This window comes from Geodermatophilus sp. CPCC 205506 (assembly GCF_051383635.1).
GTDB lineage: Bacteria > Actinomycetota > Actinomycetes > Mycobacteriales > Geodermatophilaceae > Geodermatophilus.
In genome coordinates, this window is sequence record NZ_JALPKP010000056.1 from 16081 (window position 1) to 33208 (window position 17128).

Annotated in this window: 14 protein-coding genes and 1 tRNA gene; 7 read left to right on the top strand and 8 right to left on the bottom strand. The window is 75.0% G+C overall.

All coding sequences use genetic code 11. From position 1 onward, the window contains the following. Positions 1–3 precede the first annotated feature (3 nt). Positions 4–1383, top strand: a complete 1380-nt coding sequence (locus MY520_RS23675) for an NAD(P)/FAD-dependent oxidoreductase (RefSeq protein ID WP_436695109.1) — start codon at positions 4–6, stop codon at positions 1381–1383. 46 nt (positions 1384–1429) lie between these two features. After that, positions 1430–1503: transfer RNA gene (locus MY520_RS23680), tRNA-Leu, on the top strand. Positions 1504–1572: 69 nt separating this feature from the next. Here MY520_RS23680 and MY520_RS23685 read toward each other — a convergent pair. The 4 genes from MY520_RS23685 to MY520_RS23700 form a co-directional block, all read right to left on the bottom strand. Further along, complete coding sequence (locus MY520_RS23685; RefSeq protein WP_436695111.1) at positions 1573–2133, bottom strand: dihydrofolate reductase family protein; 561 nt, start codon at positions 2131–2133, stop codon at positions 1573–1575. A 162-nt stretch (positions 2134–2295) separates the two neighbouring features. Beyond that, positions 2296–2760 carry a hypothetical protein gene (locus MY520_RS23690; protein WP_436695113.1) on the bottom strand — a complete coding sequence of 155 codons (465 nt, stop codon included), beginning with the start codon at positions 2758–2760 and terminating at the stop codon, positions 2296–2298. 18 nt (positions 2761–2778) lie between these two features. Continuing rightward, positions 2779–3774 (bottom strand): multicopper oxidase domain-containing protein, encoded by a 996-nt coding sequence (locus tag MY520_RS23695; protein WP_436695115.1) that lies wholly within the window; start codon positions 3772–3774, stop codon positions 2779–2781. A gap of 17 nt (positions 3775–3791) precedes the next feature. Next, positions 3792–4877: a multicopper oxidase domain-containing protein gene (locus MY520_RS23700; RefSeq protein WP_436695117.1), complete on the bottom strand. Its 1086-nt coding sequence runs from the start codon at positions 4875–4877 to the stop codon at positions 3792–3794. A gap of 266 nt (positions 4878–5143) precedes the next feature. Between MY520_RS23700 and MY520_RS23705 the strand changes: the two genes are divergently transcribed. Next, entirely contained in the window at positions 5144–6016 is an 873-nt protein-coding gene (locus tag MY520_RS23705; RefSeq protein WP_436695119.1) for a Bax inhibitor-1/YccA family membrane protein, read from the top strand. A 111-nt stretch (positions 6017–6127) separates the two neighbouring features. Here MY520_RS23705 and MY520_RS23710 read toward each other — a convergent pair whose 3' ends face one another. The 4 genes from MY520_RS23710 to MY520_RS23725 form a co-directional block, all read right to left on the bottom strand. Then, on the bottom strand, positions 6128–6541 hold the full coding sequence (locus tag MY520_RS23710; protein WP_436695121.1) for a hypothetical protein: 414 nt from the start codon (positions 6539–6541) through the stop codon (positions 6128–6130). A 60-nt stretch (positions 6542–6601) separates the two neighbouring features. Continuing rightward, on the bottom strand, positions 6602–7714 hold the full coding sequence (locus tag MY520_RS23715) for a flavin-containing monooxygenase (protein ID WP_436695123.1): 1113 nt from the start codon (positions 7712–7714) through the stop codon (positions 6602–6604). A gap of 44 nt (positions 7715–7758) precedes the next feature. Then, entirely contained in the window at positions 7759–8232 is a 474-nt protein-coding gene (locus MY520_RS23720; protein WP_436695125.1) for a hypothetical protein, read from the bottom strand. A 104-nt stretch (positions 8233–8336) separates the two neighbouring features. After that, complete coding sequence (locus MY520_RS23725; protein ID WP_436695127.1) at positions 8337–11054, bottom strand: AAA family ATPase; 2718 nt, start codon at positions 11052–11054, stop codon at positions 8337–8339. 128 nt (positions 11055–11182) lie between these two features. Here MY520_RS23725 and MY520_RS23730 point away from each other — a divergent pair, with 128 nt between their 5' ends. From MY520_RS23730 to MY520_RS23745, 4 genes are all read left to right on the top strand, one after another. Then, positions 11183–12736, top strand: coding sequence for an MFS transporter (locus MY520_RS23730; RefSeq protein ID WP_436695129.1), 1554 nt, complete (start codon positions 11183–11185; stop codon positions 12734–12736). A 94-nt stretch (positions 12737–12830) separates the two neighbouring features. Then, positions 12831–13064: a heavy-metal-associated domain-containing protein gene (locus MY520_RS23735; RefSeq protein ID WP_436695131.1), complete on the top strand. Its 234-nt coding sequence runs from the start codon at positions 12831–12833 to the stop codon at positions 13062–13064. An 82-nt stretch (positions 13065–13146) separates the two neighbouring features. Beyond that, on the top strand, positions 13147–13644 hold the full coding sequence (locus MY520_RS23740; protein ID WP_436695133.1) for an N-acetyltransferase family protein: 498 nt from the start codon (positions 13147–13149) through the stop codon (positions 13642–13644). Positions 13645–13735: 91 nt separating this feature from the next. Continuing rightward, a complete protein-coding gene (locus tag MY520_RS23745) occupies positions 13736–16984 on the top strand; it encodes a heavy metal translocating P-type ATPase (RefSeq protein ID WP_436695135.1) in 3249 nt (1082 codons plus the stop codon). The last annotated feature ends 144 nt before the right edge of the window (positions 16985–17128 follow it).

The following is a 17128-nucleotide window of genomic DNA, read 5'->3' on the forward strand; positions in this document are numbered from 1 at the left end:
CCCATGGCGCAGCGACCCGTGGTCCTGGTCGTGGGCGGCGGCTACGTCGGCCTCTACACCGCCCTCCGGCTGCAGAAGAAGCTGTCGCGGGGCCGGGCGGAGATCGTCGTCGTCGACCCGCAGCCGCACATGACCTACCAGCCCTTCCTGCCCGAAGCGGCGGCCGGCTCGGTGGAGCCGCGGCACGTGGTGGTGCCGCTGCGCCGGACGCTGCCGCGCTGCCGGGTGGTCACCGGCGCGGTCACCGGGCTCACCCACGCCGAGAAGCGGGCCCGCATCGCCCCCATCGAGGGCGAGCCGTTCGACCTGACCTACGACGTGCTGGTCATGGCCGCGGGCTCGGTGGCGCGCACGCTGCCGATCCCCGGGCTGGCCGAGCACGGCATCGGGTTCAAGAACGTCGGCGAGGCCATCTACCTGCGCAACCACGTGCTCGCCCGGCTGGACGCGGCCAGCTCCACCGACGACCCGTCGGTCCGCCGCCGCGCGCTGACCTTCACCTTCGTCGGCGGGGGCTACGCGGGGGTCGAGGCCTTCGCCGAGCTCGAGGACATGGCCCGTTACGCCGTCAGCCACTACTACCCGCGGCTCTCGCCGAACGACATGCGCTGGGTGCTGGTCGAGGCGATGGGGCGGATCCTGCCCGAGGTCGACCTGGACATGGCCGCGTGGACGGTCAAGCAGCTCACCGCGCGGGGCATGGACGTGCGGCTGAACACCCGCCTGGAGTCGATCTCCGACTCCTGCACCGTCCGCCTCTCCGACGGGGAGGAGTTCGCCAGCGACACCCTCGTCTGGACGGCGGGCACCAAGCCGAACCCGATGCTGGCCTCCACCGACCTGCCGCTCGACGAGCGCGGCCGGGTGGTCTGCGAGCCGACCCTGCAGGTGGCGGGGATGCCGGACGCCTGGTCGGCCGGCGACCTCGCCTCCGTCCCCGACCTCACCAAGAGCGAGCCCGGCGCCACCACGGCGCCCAACGCGCAGCACGCCGTCCGGCAGGCCAAGCGGCTCGCCGACAACGTCGTGGCGGTGCTCAGCGGCGGGCAGCCCCAGCCCTACCGGCACAGCTACGCCGGGTCGGTGGCCAGCCTCGGCCTGCACAAGGGCGTGGCGCAGGTCTACGGCGTGAAGCTCAAGGGCTGGCCGGCCTGGTTCATGCACCGCAGCTACCACGTCAGCCGGGTGCCGACCTTCAACCGCAAGGCGCGGGTGGTCGCCGACTGGACCCTCGCCGCGGTGTTCCGCCGGGAGGTCATCTCGCTGGGCCAGCTCCAGGACCCGCGCCGCGAGTTCGTCGCGGCGGCCAACACCGGCCGCGCCGGCCAGCTGCCCCCGCCGGCGGTCGACCCGGCCCGGCCGGGGAGCGCCCAGGCCAGCTGAGGACACGGCGTGGTGCGCTCGTGCCGCGGCGCTGGCGTTCCCGGCGGCCCCCGTAGCCCAACTGGCAGAGGCAGGCCCCTTAAAAGGGTCCCAGTGTCGGTTCGAACCCGACCGGGGGCACCGTCAGGAGCCGGCCGCTCTCGCCTGCCCGCGGGGTCGCTGCCGACCCGCCGGCGCCAGGTGCCCGGCTCAGCGGGTCCGGTAGCGCGCGTAGACCAGACCGGTGTCGAAGGCGCGCTCCTCGACCAGTTCCAGATCGAGGCGGACGCCGTCGGGGAAGAACCGCTTGCCGCCACCGACCACGCTGGTCGTCACGAAGAGGTGGTACTCGTCCACCAGGCCCGCGGCGATCGCCTGGGCGGCGAGGTTGGGGCCGTCGACGGTGAGGTCGTGGTCGGCCTCGGCCTTGAGCCGGCGCACCGCGTCCGGGTCGAAGGTCCGCTCGATCCTGGTCCTCTCGCTCGACACCGAGTCCAGCGTCGTGGAGTAGACGATCTTCTCGGCGGCCTGCCAGTCCCGGGCGTACTGCACGATGTGCGGTGGCGCGTCGGGCAGGGTGTGCGCGGTCTCCCAGAAGACCATCGTCTCGTACATGCGCCGGCCGTAGAGGTACGTGCGGACCGGGCGGAAGACGTCGCCGATGAAGGTGTGCACCTCCTCGTCGTCGGCCGCGCCGGTGCCGATGTCGCCCTCCGCCGCCTCGGCGTAGCCGTCCAGCGAGGTGATCATCGAGTAGATCAGCTTGGCCATGCGTCTCCTCCGCGTACGGGTGCGGGAGTCTCTCAGCAGGTCCTGGAGGCTCTGACCGCACGCAGGCGCGGAACTCATCGATCAGCCGGCGGTGCCGCCGGGCCGACATCGGCCGAGCTGCTGATCGCGCCGTTCTCGCCGCGCAGCACCCCACCGTGCGGCTCACCCGGACGTGCCGTCGGTGAGCTCCAGCGGCCCGGACCGGAAGGGGGGAGTCACCGGCGTTCCCTGGTTCTCCACGACCCGGACCTCCACGACGTACTGGTCCGGGTCCTCGAACACGTCCCGGAACTCCTGGTCCTCCCGCATCACCTCGCAGCCGGACCCACCACCGTCGACCCACTGGTCGCTGATGCCCAGATACACCGCTTCAGCACCGTCGCGGGTCAGGATCCGGCTCTCGATGCTGTCCCCGTCCTGGGGGGCGTCGTTGTCCCAGACGAAGCAGATCGCGGGCACGACGTTGCGGTCCTCGAGCTCCAGCCAGGCGTGCCCGCCGTTGGTGAAGTCGGCCTCGAGGTGCCGGCCGTCGTCCGCCAGGGCCGCGGCCAGGGTCGTCGTCGCGGTGGCCGCCAGGGCCAACCCGGCGGCCGCCCCGATGACCGTCGTCCTGTTCCAGGTGCGCATGACGTCGTCTCCGTCCGGTCAGGTCACGATCACGTGGGCGGTGGCCGTGCCGGCGAGGGCGCCGGTGAGCCAGTGCCGGAACTCGTAGGTCACGGTGTGCGTCCCCGTGGTCCTCGGGGTGAGGATCAGGTCGTAGCGCTCGGCCGTGGTCGTCGTGAGCACGTTGCCCGGCAGCGGCGTCGGCGCGGGGAGCAGCTCGCCGTCGGACATGTGCGCGACCGGCTCCAGGGCGGCCGGGAACCGGACGACGTTGACGAAGTACGCGCCGGTCAGGTGCCGCAGGAGAACCCGCTGGCCGACCCGGGCCCGCACCGTCGTCTTCGCGCTGTTCCGCGACCGCCGGGCGTCGACGCCGTTGATCGTGAAGTAGCGCGGACGGAAGCGGTTGAGCCGGGTGCGGTCGGCGATCGCGTTCTCCTCGCCGGAGGCGTGGTTGTAGTCGCGCCAGGACGGGTCGATGTCGTAGGTCGCCCACATCGCCTCGACGTCGTACTGCGGGCCGCCGACGTACAACGTCCCGGGCCCGGTCGGCGGGTCGATCACCAGGTAGCCGAACATGCCCATCTGCACGTGCAGCGGGGCGTTGCGGTGGCAGTGGTAGAAGAACGTGCCGGCCCGCGCGGCCCGCCACTGGTAGGTGTAGTCGCCGCTGACGGTGAACGACGTGTCCGGGACCCCGTCGTTGTAGGTGGACGGCTCGATGCCGTGGTGGTGGATCGTGTGCCGGTTGATCGACGGCTCGATCGTCACGTGGACCACCTGACCCTGGCGGACCCGGATCGGCGTCGAGGGAAAGGGCTTGTCGTCGTCCGGGTCCTTGAACGCCCAGAACTCGACGTCCTCCCCGTCCGAGAACTCCAGCTTGTCGTTGAAGACCTTGCGCACGAAGGCCACGTCAGGCCGGACCCGCCCCGGGGTCTCGGGGCCGGCCTCCGGGTAGTTGTGCCCGAAGTGCGTGGACTGGGTGAGGTCCGCCGGGCGGTTCTGGTCGATGGGGACGAGTCCTCCGGCCATGCTGATCAGCTCCTTCCTCAGTCGAAGACGGCTTCGGAGACCATGCCGCCGGCGTAGTGGCCACCGCTGGCGGTCTCGGCCATCTCGATGTGGTCGTGGACCACGTACTTCTGGGCCCGGTCGACCACGGGGAGCGAGTCCGGCGGGGTGTTGAACGGGAACAGCACGTCCACGACGGTGCCCGGGGGGACGCGCACCGTGTCCTTGTTGGCGCCGACGATCCACGGTGTATCCGGGTGGCTGAGCACCCAGATGTGGTTGCCGTGGAAGTGCACCGACCGCGGCGCCCGGCCGGTGTTGATCATGCGGACGAGCGTGGCGTCCCCGGGCGTGAGCAGTGACCCCGCCCGGCCCTCGAGGAACGTGGCGGGGTCCTCGACCGCCAACATCCCGCTGATCCCGTTGATGAGGAAGTACTCGGGTTCGGGGTCGCTGGGGAGAGCGACCCGGCCGCCGGCGAGATCCCGGGCGGTGGCCGGGTTCAGCTCGGCGAACAGCCAGGTGCGCTCCTGGACGATCTCGGTCGGGATCGCCGCCTGCTGGTTGCCGAACAGCGGCTGGCGGCGCGCCCGGCCCAGGAAGCCGGGGAAGTTGGCCTCGATGGACCTCGGGTCCTCCCGGGACCGGACGACGAGGGCTCCGGTGGTCCCCAGCGCCCGGCCGGTGTCGGCGCTGCCGTCGATCGTGCCGACGTAGGAGAACGTGCCCGGCCGGGACGGTGCGCTGAACGAGACGGTGCGGCTGGTCCCCGGTGGGACGGGAGCGGGGTCGACGCCGGGGACGCCGGGAACGGCGAGCCCGACCTGGCGCGTGGTGCCGTTGGTGATCGTCACGTTCACCGTGTCGCCGGTCTGAACCTCGAGCCGGCCGCCGGGGATCTCGGCCCGCTGCGCGGTGCTGCCGAAGCCGAGGACCGGGACGATCAGGCCGTCGATCATGATGCGCTCGCCGTTCAGCGCGTGGAGCTGGGCGTTGACGACGTCGGCGGCGGCTCGCTCGGCCGACGCGAGCAGGCCGGCGCTCGCCAGGAGTGTGGTCGCCGCCGCTCCGAAGCCGTACCGGAGCACCGTGCGGCGGGGGAGCGGGGTGTCTGCGAGGTCCATGAGGGGCTCCGGGGCTGGGAGTCGGCTGCCTGGCGAGGTGCTGGACTGCTCGCAGCGACGATCCGCGCCCATCCGTTTCGGAACCAATCCGAACGAGGGGGTGTCCCTGTCCCCCATTCGGGGGAACGGGCCGCCGCACGCTCCGACCCCGAGGGGTGACCCGCCGTGGGGAGCCGGAACGCAACCGCCCACTCAGGCGTTGACCGGCACGAGTGGGGTGCAGGACCGTAGACCCCACGACCGCCTGTCACCTCGAGGAGATGACGATGCCCAGCCACAACCCGGTCTTCGGCCGGGGCTTCGCGAACGCGGGCGCCGGCAACAGCCAGCAGCCCACCCAGTGGGGCGGCGCTCCGCAGTACGGCGCCCCGCAGTACGGGGCGCCCCAGTACGGCGCTCCGCAGTACGGCGCCCCGACGCAGGACCCGTACGCCGCGCCGTCGCCGTACGCCCGTTCGCCGTACGCGCCGCCGACCACCCGCTACATGACGATGGACGACGTCGTCCAGAAGACGGGCCTGTCCTTCCTCGTCACCGTCCTGGCCGCCGCCGCCGTCTGGGCGATGCCCGGGCAGGCCGCCTGGGGCCTGGCGCTGCCGGCCGTGCTCGTCGCGTTCGTCCTCGGCCTGGTGATCGCGTTCAAGCAGATCGCCAACCCGGCCGCCACGCTGGCCTACGGCGCGCTCTACGGCGTCGCCCTCGGCGCGATCAGCGAGGCGTTCAACGCCATCTACCCGGGCATCGTCGTCCAGGCGCTGATCGGCACCTTCGGTGTCTTCTTCGGCATGCTGGTCGTCTACAAGACCGGCGCCATCCGGGTCACGCCGAAGCTGACCCGCTGGATCGTCGGCGCGATGTTCGGTGTCCTGGCGTTGGTCCTGGTCAACCTGATCGCGAGCTTCTTCACCCCCGGCGGCCTCGGCCTGCGCGACGGCGGCCCGCTGGCCATCGTCTTCAGCCTCGTCGTCATCGGTGTCGCGGCCTTCTCGCTGCTGCTCGACTTCGACATGGCCGACGAGGCGATCCGCCGCGGCGCCCCGGCGAAGTTCGCCTGGTACGTCGCCTTCGGTCTGCTCGTGACCGTCGTCTGGCTGTACCTGGAGATCCTGCGGCTGCTGTCCTACCTCCAGGACAACTGACCCACAGCCGCATCGCGGGTGACGACGGGAGCCCGCCCTCCGAACGGAGGGCGGGCTCTCGCCTCTCCGGCGGGTGGATCGACTCGGGGCTCCCGGGACTTCCTCAGCGGCTCAGTCGCGAGCGGGGGTCGGGCCGTTCGGACCCAGCGGGTCGGCGGCCATCACCAGCGCCGCGGCCAGCACGGTGCTCACCGGTCCCCACAGCACGAGGCCGGCCGGGGACAGCCAGCCGAGCGCGGCCGGTCCGGCCAGCACGGCCGCCGGCGCACCGGTGACCACGAGCACGGCGCCGGTCCGCCAGCCGCGGCGGCACAGCCAGGCCGCGCCGCCGAGCGCCCATCCGACGGCGACGGCACCGGCGACCGGCCAGGCGTCCCCGGCGAACGCCTGCCACCCGAGCTCGAGGGCGATCACGGCGGCCAGCAGCGGCAGCAGCGTGACGGCCAGGCCGGCGAGGAACCGGGCCGCCGTGACGTCGGCACCCGCGGCGGGGGCCGTGGTGGGGGACAGGCTGGTGGTGGACACGGGTGCCTCCTTCGGCGGGCCGGACTGCGGTGAGCCGACCCTGTCGACGCGGCGGTGGGGTCACGCCGGGAGAACCGCCGGGGTCGCCGGCTCGGGGCGCTGCCCGTGTGCCGCGTCGTCGGCCATGCGGTCGGAGAGAGCGGCGGCGTCCGCGCCGACGAAGCCGAGCAGTGCCGAGCCGCGGCAGGTCTGCCATGGCAGGCCGAGGACGTACAGCCCGGGCACGTCGGTGACCCCGGCGGTGTGGCGGACCTGGCCGTCGACGACGACGCCGGGCACGTGCAGCCAGGAGTGGTCGGGCCGGTAGCCGGTCGCCCACACGACCGCGTCGACGTCGACCGCCGTGCCGTCGGCGAAGCGGGCCGTGCGGCCGGCGAGGTCGGTCAGCCGCGGCCGGAAGTCGATGCCGCGGCGGCGCAGTTCGCGGCTGCGGGTGCCGATGACCAGGTCACCCCGGGCGCGCAACCGGCGGGCGATGCGGGTGTGCGCGGGCACGGTGAAGAAGCCCACCGCCGACAGCCAGGAGAACAGGTCGCGGCCGGCGATGCGCTGGGGCAGCTCGGTCGGCCGGGTGCCGACCGCGACCGTGACCGCCTGGGTGGCGCCCAGTTCGGCGGCGATCTGCAGGCCGGAGTTGGCCGCGCCGACGACGAGCACCCGGCCGGCGCCGGGCAGCTGGGTGGGGTTGCGGTACCCGGCGCTGTGCAGCTGCGGCACCAGCGGGTCCAGCCGGTCGGCGAGGGCGGGGACGTGCGGGGTCTGGAACGGGCCGGTGGCGACGACGACCTGCCGGGCGCGCAGCGTCCCGGCCGGGGTGGCGGCCGCGAAGGTGCCGTCGGCGTCGCGGTGCAGCCGCAGCACCGGGGAGTTCAGCCGCACCGGCAGTGCGAAGTGCGCGGCGTACTGCGCGAGGTAGTCGGCGACGTCGTCCTTGCCCGGGTGGGTGTCGGCCGGGGCGGGGAACGGCAGGCCGGGCAGCGAGTCGTACTGGGCGGGGCTGAACAGCCGCAGGGAGTCCCAGCGGGACCGCCAGCTGGAGCCGATCTCCGGGCCGGCGTCGAGCAGCAGGAAGTCCGCTCCACGCGCGGCGAGGTGGTGGCCGAGGGCGAGGCCGGCCTGGCCGGCGCCGACGACGAGCACGTCGAGGAGCTGGTCGGTGACGGGGATGGGCACGGTGTCTCCAGACATGAGCGGGGTGACGGCGGTGGCCTGGGCGGTTACGGGAGGCCGACGGTGAGCAGCGCGGTTGCGAGGACGAGGTCGGCGACCAGGCAGGTCTCGGCGTACCAGCGGGGCGCGACCCGGCCGATGCGGTGGTGGACGACGTCCCAGGTCGCGTGGGCCAGCCAGCCGGCGGCGAGCACGTAGCGGGCGGCGGCCGGGTCGACGGCGACCGCGGCGATCGCCACCGCGCCGAAGCCGAGCACGGCCGCGGTCTGCGCGGTGAGCAGCCGCCGGTCGGCGAGGTCGCCGCGGGCGGTGCCCCACGTCAGGTAGATCACGGCGGCGAGCAGCACGCACCAGGCGCTGATCCAGGCCTGCGCGGCCTCGGGCAGCCGTGCGACCAGCACGAGGCTGTTGACGGCGGCGACGGCGCCGAGCGCGGTCGGCCAGCGGTGGGTGAGTGCGCCGCGCAGGCCGCCGCCCCGGCGGATCGCGGACACCGGTGCCGCAGCGGTGGTGGGCGTCATCGGAGGCTCCTCGGTCCGGGCTGGGATCTGGCTCGGGACGCTAGGAGCGGGCCGGCGGCGTCACGCCGGGAAAACCGCCAGGTTCGGCACGCGGACGTGCCCGGTCAGTCGAGCGGGTGGGCGGCCAGCTCGGTGCGGCTGGACAGGCCGAGCTTCGCGAACACGTTCCGCAGGTGGAAGTCGACGGTGCGGGGGCTGACGTAGAGCTGCGCGGCGACGTCGCGGTTGGCCAGCCCCTGCCGCACCAGGCGAGCCACGTGCACCTCCTGCGGGGTGAGGTCCACCACGGTGGAGACGTCGCGGCGGCGGGCGGTCTCCCCGGACGCCCGCAGCTCCTGGCGGGCACGCTCGGCCCACGCGCGCGCGCCGAGGTCGTCGAACGTCTCCACGGCGGCGCGCAGGTGGGGCCGTGCGTCGACCCGCCGGCGGCCGCGGCGCAGCGCGGCGCCGTAGGCCAGCTGGGTGCGCGCCCGGTCGAACCGGCGCTCGGTCCTGGCGTGCGCGGCCAGGGCCAGCTCGAAGTGGGAACGAGCCTCGGGGCCGGCGCTGAGCATCGCGCGGCCGTGCTCGACCGAGGCCTGCGCCCAGGCCGAGCCGGTGGCATCGGCGAAGGTGGCGAGCTCGTCCACCCAGGCGCCGGCCAGGTCGGCCCGCCCCGCGCGCACCGCGGCCTCGATGCGCTCGATCGCGGCCAGGCGGCGGGTGATGGGATGACGGAGCTGCTCGAGCTGGTGCAGCGCGGCGCCGGCATCGGCGCCGACCTGCACGCCGCGGGCCCAGCGCAGCACGTCGGGCACCACCTCGGCCAGGATCCCCAGGGAGTGGTCGGCGCAGATCTGCTCGGTGTCGGCGAGGTGCTGCTCGACGTCCTCGTCGCCGCGCAGCGCGGCGAGCAGCGCCAGCCAGGCCGTCGGCAGCGCCGCCAGGCCCCGCTGCCCGGACTGCTCGGCCAGCAGCAACGCCTCGGTGGCGGCGGCGCGGGCCGCGGTCCACCGCCCGGTGGCCAGCTCCGGAAGACCGAGCCGGGTCAGGGAGTACAGGGTCATCACCACCGCGCCGGTGCTGCGGGCCCGGGTCAGCAGCTGCTCGTGGTAGCGCCGGGTCAGGGTGTCGTCGCCGAGGTACATCGCGGCGATGCCCAGGTTGGGCAGCAGGTCGGCGTCCTCCTCGGCGAGGCTCTCGGCCGCTGTGAAGGCCGCCTGCAGCGGCGGCATCGCCGCCGCCCAGTCGCCTGCGACCGCCGCGGCGAGGCCGGACAGCAGATCGGAGAAGCAGCGGGCACGCGCCGGCGCCTCGGGCCCGGGCACCGGCACCAGCGCGGTGAGGTCGACGGTGCTGCCGGAACCCGCGCCGAAGGCGGCGAGCGCGGCGGCGAACATGGCCATCTCCCGGGCCCGCTGGGCATCGTGCGGGGCGACCTCGGCGGCGGCCGCGAGCACCATGCGGTGCCCGGTGTGGAACGACCCGACGTTCCACTCGATGCGGGCCCGCAGGCGCCGGATGTCGGCGCGCAGCAGCGGATCGCGGACCTGGGTGGCCGCAGCGTCGGCCAGCGCCCGGGCCCGGGCAGGCTGCGCGGCCAACCACGCCGAGCGGGCGGCCGCGTAGAGACGCCCGGCCTGGGCCTCCCCGGCCGGGGACAGCTCGGCGGCGCGCTCCCAGGCGGACGCGGCGGCTTCCAGGCCGCCGCGGGCCCGGGCGCGGTCCGCGGCGGCGTCGAGCTCGGCGACGACCGCCGTGTCCGGCTCCTCCACGGAGGCGGCCAGGTGCCAGGCGCGCCGATCGGCTTCACCCGGACCCGTGAGGACGGCGGCGAGCGCCCGGTGCGCCCGACGGCGCTCGGTGCTGGTCGCGGCCCCGTACACCGCGGAGCGCACCAGCGGATGGCGCAGGTCGACCTCGGCGCCGTGGACCCGCAGCAGGCCGGAGCGTTCGGCCTCGAGCAGCGCGTCCTCGTCCGCGCCGAGGTCCGCGGCGGCCTGCCGCACGACCCGCGTCCGGCCGGAGTCGTCGGCGGCCGCGACCAACAGCAGGGTCCGGGCCTGCTCCGACAGCCGTCGGTACCGGTCGAGGAAGGCGCGTTCCACCCCCTCGGTCAGCGGCAGGCGGGCCGGCAGCCGCTCCCGGCCGGACAGCTGCCCGGCCGTCAGGACCTCGGCGAGCTCCACCAGCGCCAGCGGGTTGCCCCCGGTGCTGGCCAGCAGCCTGTCGCGCACGTCGGCCGGGACGGGGAGGCCGGTGCGGGCGGCGAGCAGCTCGCCGGTGGCGCCGGCGTCGATGCCGCCGACCGGGAGCAGGGGGAGGCCTCCGCTGTCGAGGGTGCGCACGTCGCCGTCGCGGGCGGCGAACAGCAGGGCGACCGGCTCGACCTGCAGCCGGCGCGCGGCGAACAGCAGCGCCGCGGCGGAGGCGTCGTCGAGCCAGTGCGCGTCGTCGACGACGACCAGCACCGGGCTCTGCTCGGCGGCGTCGGCGAGCAGGCTCAGCGTGCCGAGGAACGCGAGAAACCGGTCGCCCTCCCCGGCGGCCTCGCCCAGCGCGGCGCGCAGCGCCGCTGCCTGCGGCGCCGGCAGCGCGTCGATGCGGGCGCGCAGCGGCCACAGCAGGCGCTGCAGCGCGGCGAACGGCAGCGGCGACTCCGACTCCACCCCGGAGGTGCGCAGCACCCGCATGCCGGTGGCGGCCGAGACGGCGTCGGCCAGCAGCGTCGACTTGCCCGACCCGGCCACGCCGTGGATCACCAGGGACCCGCCCGCGCCGCTGCGGGCGGCCTCGAGCAGTGCAGCGATCGCCGCGCGTTCGCGGTCCCGTCCGGCCAGCACGACGGAACCGTAACGACCGCAGCGGACGGGTCCGGGGTTCGGAGACCTGGTGGTTCTCCCGGCGTGAGTGAGCTCGGCGACGGCGAGCGTGGCAGCCGGCCCCACAGTCCCCACCTCGAGGAGGAGCCATGTCGGCCCACCCCACCGCCGCACCGGCGGCCCACGTCCAGGCGCACGGTGCGCCCCGCGCCCAGGGGCACGGTGCGCCTCACGCCCACGCCCAGGGGCACCCGGCCCACCACGCACCGGACCACCCGTCGCCGCCGGCCGCGGAGGAGCCGCGCCGCTCGTGGGCGGTCTTCGCGCTGATGATCGCCGCCCAGTTCATGGTCATCCTGGACGTGTCGGTGGTGAACGTCGCGCTGCCGTCGATCAGCGACGCCCTGCACCTGTCGGCCGCGGACCACCAGTGGACGATCAGCGCGTACGTGCTGCTCTCCGGTGGGCTGCTGTTGCTCGGCGGCCGGATCGCCGACCTGCTCGACCGGCGCCGGGCGTTCCTCGCCGGCGTCGGCCTGTTCACCGTCGCCTCGTTGGTCAGCGGCCTGGCGCAGACCCCGCTCACGCTCGTCCTGGCCCGCGCGGCGCAGGGCGCGGGTGCGGCGCTGCTCACCCCGGCCGCGCTGTCGATCATCATGACCGCCTACGCCGGGAGGCAGCGGCAGACCGCACTCGCCGCCTGGGGCACCGTCGGCAGCCTCGGCATCGCCGCCGGCGTCCTCTTCGGCGGGGCGCTGACCAGCGCGCTCGGCTGGCGGGCGGTGTTCTTCATCAACGTGCCGATCGGCATCGCCGTCGTGCTCGGCACCCTGCGGGCCGTGGCCCGCGGCGGCTCGCAGCCCCGGGCGCTGCGCCGGCTGGACCTCCCCGGCGCGCTGACCCTGGTCGGCGGTCTGCTGGCGCTGGTGTCCGGCATCGAGGCCACCCGCTCGGCCGGCTGGGCCGCACCCCGCACGTGGGCGGCGCTGGCCGCCGCAGCGGTGCTGCTCGCCACCTTCGCCCGGCTCGAGCGGCGCGCCGCCGACCCGCTGGTGCCCCCGGCGACGTGGCGGATGCGGTCGCTGGTCTCGGCCTCGGCGGTGATGGCCGGCGTGACCGGCGTGGTGGTCGGCGCGATCTTCCTGTCCTCGCTGTACCTGCAGGCCGTCGTCGGTTCCTCGCCGGTCGTCGCCGGGCTGCAGTTCCTGCCGCTGGCCGCCGCGATCACCCTGGCTGCCGCCGCCGCGTCGAAGGTGATCGGCCACCTCGGCGCCCGCACGCTGATCCTCGGCGGCCTGGTGGTCATGGCCGCCGGCGTGCTGCTGCTGGCCGCGAACGCGGGCGGTACTTCCTACACCACCGACGTGCTGCCCGGTTTCCTGCTCGTCGGCGCCGGCGTCGGCCCCATGTTCGTGGCCATCGCCGTCGCCGCGATGAGCGACGTGCCGGCCGACCGGTCCGGGCTCGCGTCCGGGCTGATGATGACCGGCCACGAGATCGGCGCCGCCCTCGGCGTCGCCGCGCTCACTGCCGTCGCCGGGGACCTGGCCACCTCCGCCGGCTTCGTCGACGGCTACGGCCGGGCCTTCGCGGTCACCGCCGGTGTCCTCGGCGCGCTGGTCGTCCTCACCCTGCTCGCCGTCCCCGGCGGCAGGCCCCCTGTGGGCGCCGCCGGCCACGGGCACGGCGCACACGGCCACTGACCGGGCCGACCCCGGCGAGCTCCCCGGCGGGAGGCACCCCCTCCGCGCCGACCCTGATCCCCGACCGATGCCGCACCGACCACCAGGAGTTCCCATGCTGTCCGCCACGCCGCGCACCTTCACCGGTGCCACCACCTTCTCCGTCGCCGGGATGACCTGCGAGCACTGCCGCCGGGCGGTCACCGCGGAGATCGCCGCCGTCGACGGCGTCGAGACCGTCACCGTCGACCTGGCCGGCGGCACCGTCACGGTCACCGCCACCGGTCCGGTCGACCGCGCCGACATCGCCGCCGCGGTCGACGAGGCCGGCTACCGCGTCCTGTCCTGACCACACCGGCGCCGGGAGCCCGCACCCCGCGCTCCCGCCGCCGGCGACCCCGGGACGCCCGTCCGACCCCGAGGAGCCCGACATGACCGTCCTGCCCCTGACCGACCGCCCGCGAGCTCCGATCACGGTCCGGCGGGCCTCGCCGGCCGACGCCGGCGACGTGGCCGCCATGGTCGGCGAGATCGCCGCCCACGAGGACCAGACCGCGCACGTCCACGTCGACGTCGAGCAGTGGCGGACGTTGCTCGCCCGGCCCGAGGTGACCGTGCTGCTCGCCGAGCGCGGCCGTGCGCCCGTCGGCTACGTCTCCGCGGTCCGCCAGCTGCACCTGTGGAGCGGCGGGGACGTCCTCGCCCTCGACGACCTCTACGTCCGCCCCGGGCACCGGGACGCCGGTGTCGGCCGCGCGCTCATGGCCGCCCTCGCCGCCGTTGCCGCGCCGGAGCAGATGCTCATCCGCTGGGGCATGGAGGTCGAGAACGTCGACGCCCAGCGGTTCTACCGCCGCCTCGGCGCGACCCTCCGGCACAAGGTCACGGCCGCCTGGACACCGGCCGCCTACGCGGCCGCGCAGGTCTGACACGGATCCCGGCGGTTTCCCCGGTCCGAGCCGGGAGGCCGCCGCCGAGCATCGGTTCCAGCCCACCGCCCCTGCGACCAGGAGCTCCGCAATGACGACGACCGCGCCGCTTCCCGCCACGACCGAGGCCACCGCCGCGTGCACGCTCGAGATCGGCGGCATGACCTGCGCCTCCTGCGTGGGCCGGGTGGAGAAGGCCCTCGCCCGCGTCGACGGCGTCACCGCCGCCGAGGTCAACCTGGCCACCGAGGTGGCCACCGTCCGGTTCGACCCGGCCCGCGCCGGGCTCGGCGAGCTGACCGCCGCGGTCGCCCGGGCCGGCTACACCGCCACCCCCCGCCGCGAGGCGCAGCCGGTAGCCGCGCCGGCCGGAGCCGGGCCGGAGGACGGCGACGGGGACCGGCACCTGGCCGCGCTGAAGCGGAAGTGGCAGGTCACCCTCGCCGTCGGCCTCGGGTTGATGGCCCTGATGTACGTGCCGCTGTACCTGGACACGATGGACTGGCTGATGCCGGCGATCCTCGTGGTCGCCACCGTCGTCCAGTTCTGGGCCGGAGGCGAGGTCTACCGCGCCGCGTGGACCGCGGCCCGGCACCGGTCGACGAACATGAACACCCTGGTCGCGCTGGGCACCGGCGTCGCGTACGCGTACAGCGCCTTCGTCACGCTGTGGCCGGCCGCGGCCGAGCGCCTCGGGCTGCCGCTGCACGTCTACTTCGAGACCTCGCTGGTCATCCTGGCGCTGGTGCTGGCCGGCCGGTGGATGGAGGGCCGGGCGAAGAAGCGCACCGCCGCGGCGATCACCGCGCTCGTGGGTCTGGCTCCGAGGACGGCGCGGGTGCTGCGCGACGGCGCCGAGGTCGACGTCCCGGTCGAGCAGGTCGTCGTCGGGGACCTGGTGCGGGTGCGGCCCGGGGAGAAGGTGCCGGTCGACGGCGTGGTCACCGACGGCGCGACCGCGGTCGACGAGAGCATGCTGACCGGCGAGAGCCTGCCGGTCGACAAGGCCGTGGGGGACACCGTCATCGGGGCGACGCTCAACCGCACCGGCACGGTGGTGCTGCGGGCGACGGCGGTCGGCGAGGACACCGCGCTGGCGCAGATCGTCCGGCTGGTCGAGGACGCGCAGGGCGCCAAGGTGCCGATGCAGCGGCTCGCCGACCGGGTCTCGGCCTGGTTCGTGCCGGTCGTGCTGCTGCTGGCCGCGGCCACGTTCGTGGCGTGGGCGCTGTTCGGGCCGGACACCGGCCGGCTGACCATGGCGATCACGACGACGATCGCGGTGCTGATCATCGCCTGCCCGTGCGCGCTGGGGCTGGCGACCCCGACCGCGGTCATGGTCGGCACCGGCCGCGCCGCCGAGCTCGGCATCCTCATCGGCAACGGGGACGCGCTGGAGACCGCCCGCGGGGTCACCGCCGTCGTGCTCGACAAGACCGGAACGATCACCCGCGGCAGGCCGGCCCTCACGTCGGTCACCACGACCGGCGGCTGGACCGAGGAAGACGTCCTGGCCCTGGTCGCAGCCGCCGAGGCGGGCAGCGAGCACCCGGTCGGCGAGGCGATCGTGGCGGCCGCGGCCGACCGCGGGCTGCGGGTGCCGGCGCTGGGCTCCTTCGCGGCCGTCCCCGGCCACGGAATCGACGCCGCCGTCGGCGACCGGCGCGTCCTCGTCGGCAACCAGGCGCTGATGCGCGCCAGCGGCATCGACGTGTCCGGGCTGACCGGTGCCGCCGCGGCCGCGGCCGCGGCCGGGCAGACCCCGATGTTCGTCGCGATCGACGGCCTGCCGGCCGCCACGATCGCCGTCGCCGACACCGTCCGGCCGGAGTCCGCCGAGGCCGTCGCGCAGCTGCGGGCGCTGGGCGTGCAGGTGTGGATGCTGACCGGTGACAACGCCGCCACCGCCCGCGCCATCGCCGACCAGGTCGGGATCGAGCACGTGCTCGCCGACGTGCTGCCGGCCGACAAGGCGGCGAAGGTCCGCGAGCTGCAGCAGCAGCGGCACGTGGTCGCGATGGCCGGCGACGGCATCAACGACGCCGCCGCGCTGTCGGCCGCCGACGTCGGCATCGCCATCGGCACCGGGGCCGACGTCGCCATCGCCGCCTCCGACATCACCCTCGTCGGCGGCGACCTGCGCGGCATCGTCTCGGCCATCGCGCTCTCGCGGCGCACCGTCACCACGATGAAGCAGGGCCTGGCCTGGGCGTTCGGCTACAACCTGCTGCTGATCCCGGTCGCCGCCGGCGCGCTGTACGGATGGGACGGCCTGCTGCTGGACCCGGTGCTGGCCAGCGCGGCGATGGCGATGAGCTCGGTCAGCGTCCTGACCAACGCGCTGCGGCTGCGCCGGTTCCGCCGCCCGGCCACGGTCGCGGAGATCCTGCACCCGCCGGTGCGCGCCAGGGTCGGCCAGTACGCCTACCTCACCGGGGTCGCGGTCGTCGCCCTGGCCCTGGGCGCGGGCCTGACCGCGGTCAGCCGGATGGACGCCGCCGAGCGCGGCATGAACGGCACGCTGGCCTGGATGCAGGGCACCGGCATGCCGATGCGCCCGGCGATGAGCGAGATGATGACCGCCGAGGTGCCGCCCACCGAGGCCGCCGACGCGGGCGTCGAGGTGCGGCTGGAGCTGCCCGCGGACGTCCGCCCCGGGGAACCGGCCCGGCTGGTCGCCACCGTGGTCGACACCGCCACCGGCGGCCCGGTCGAGGACCTCACCCGCAGCCACGAGGCGTGGATGCACCTCATCGCCACCCGCGAGGACCTCGGCACGTTCGCGCACGTCCACCCGCAGCCCACCGGGGCGCCCGGACAGCTGGCCGTCGAGCTCACCTTCCCGACCGCCGGCCGGTACGTCGTCAACACCGAGTTCCGCCGGCAGGGCGAGATGGCCGACGTCCACCAGCGGCAGGTCGTGACCGTGGCCGGCACCGCGCCGGAGCCGGTGGTCCTGGCGGCCGGTCCGCGCAGCGTGGTCGTCGACGGCGTCCGCGTCGAGCTCGGGGGCGACGCCGAGGTGGGGAGCCGCAGCGACCTGCACGTCGAGTTCACCGACGCGGAGACCGGTCGGCCGGTCGACGACCTGCAGCCCTACCTCGCCGCCGCCGGCCACGTCGTGGTCATGCGGGCCGACGGGACGACGTTCGCCCACGAGCACGCCGAGGTGGAGGACGCGTCCGGTCGCCCGGTCTTCGCCCTGCCGGGCCAGAGCTTCGGCCCCGAGCTCGACGTCCACGCCGAGTTCCCGACCGCCGGGACCTACCGGCTGTGGGCCCAGTTCCGGCTCGCCGACGGCGACGTGCTCACCGTGCCGTTCACCGTCGAGGCGGCCTGACCGCGGGACCGGCGGCCCCCGCGTGCTGCGAACGGCACGCGGGGGCCGGCCACTGACCGTTGGTCGGCCCCCGGCAGGGCCCCGCCGCGAGCCTGCGAGCGGTGGGGGGCAGGGGGTCCTCCGTCAGCTCAGGCGCTCGAGCAC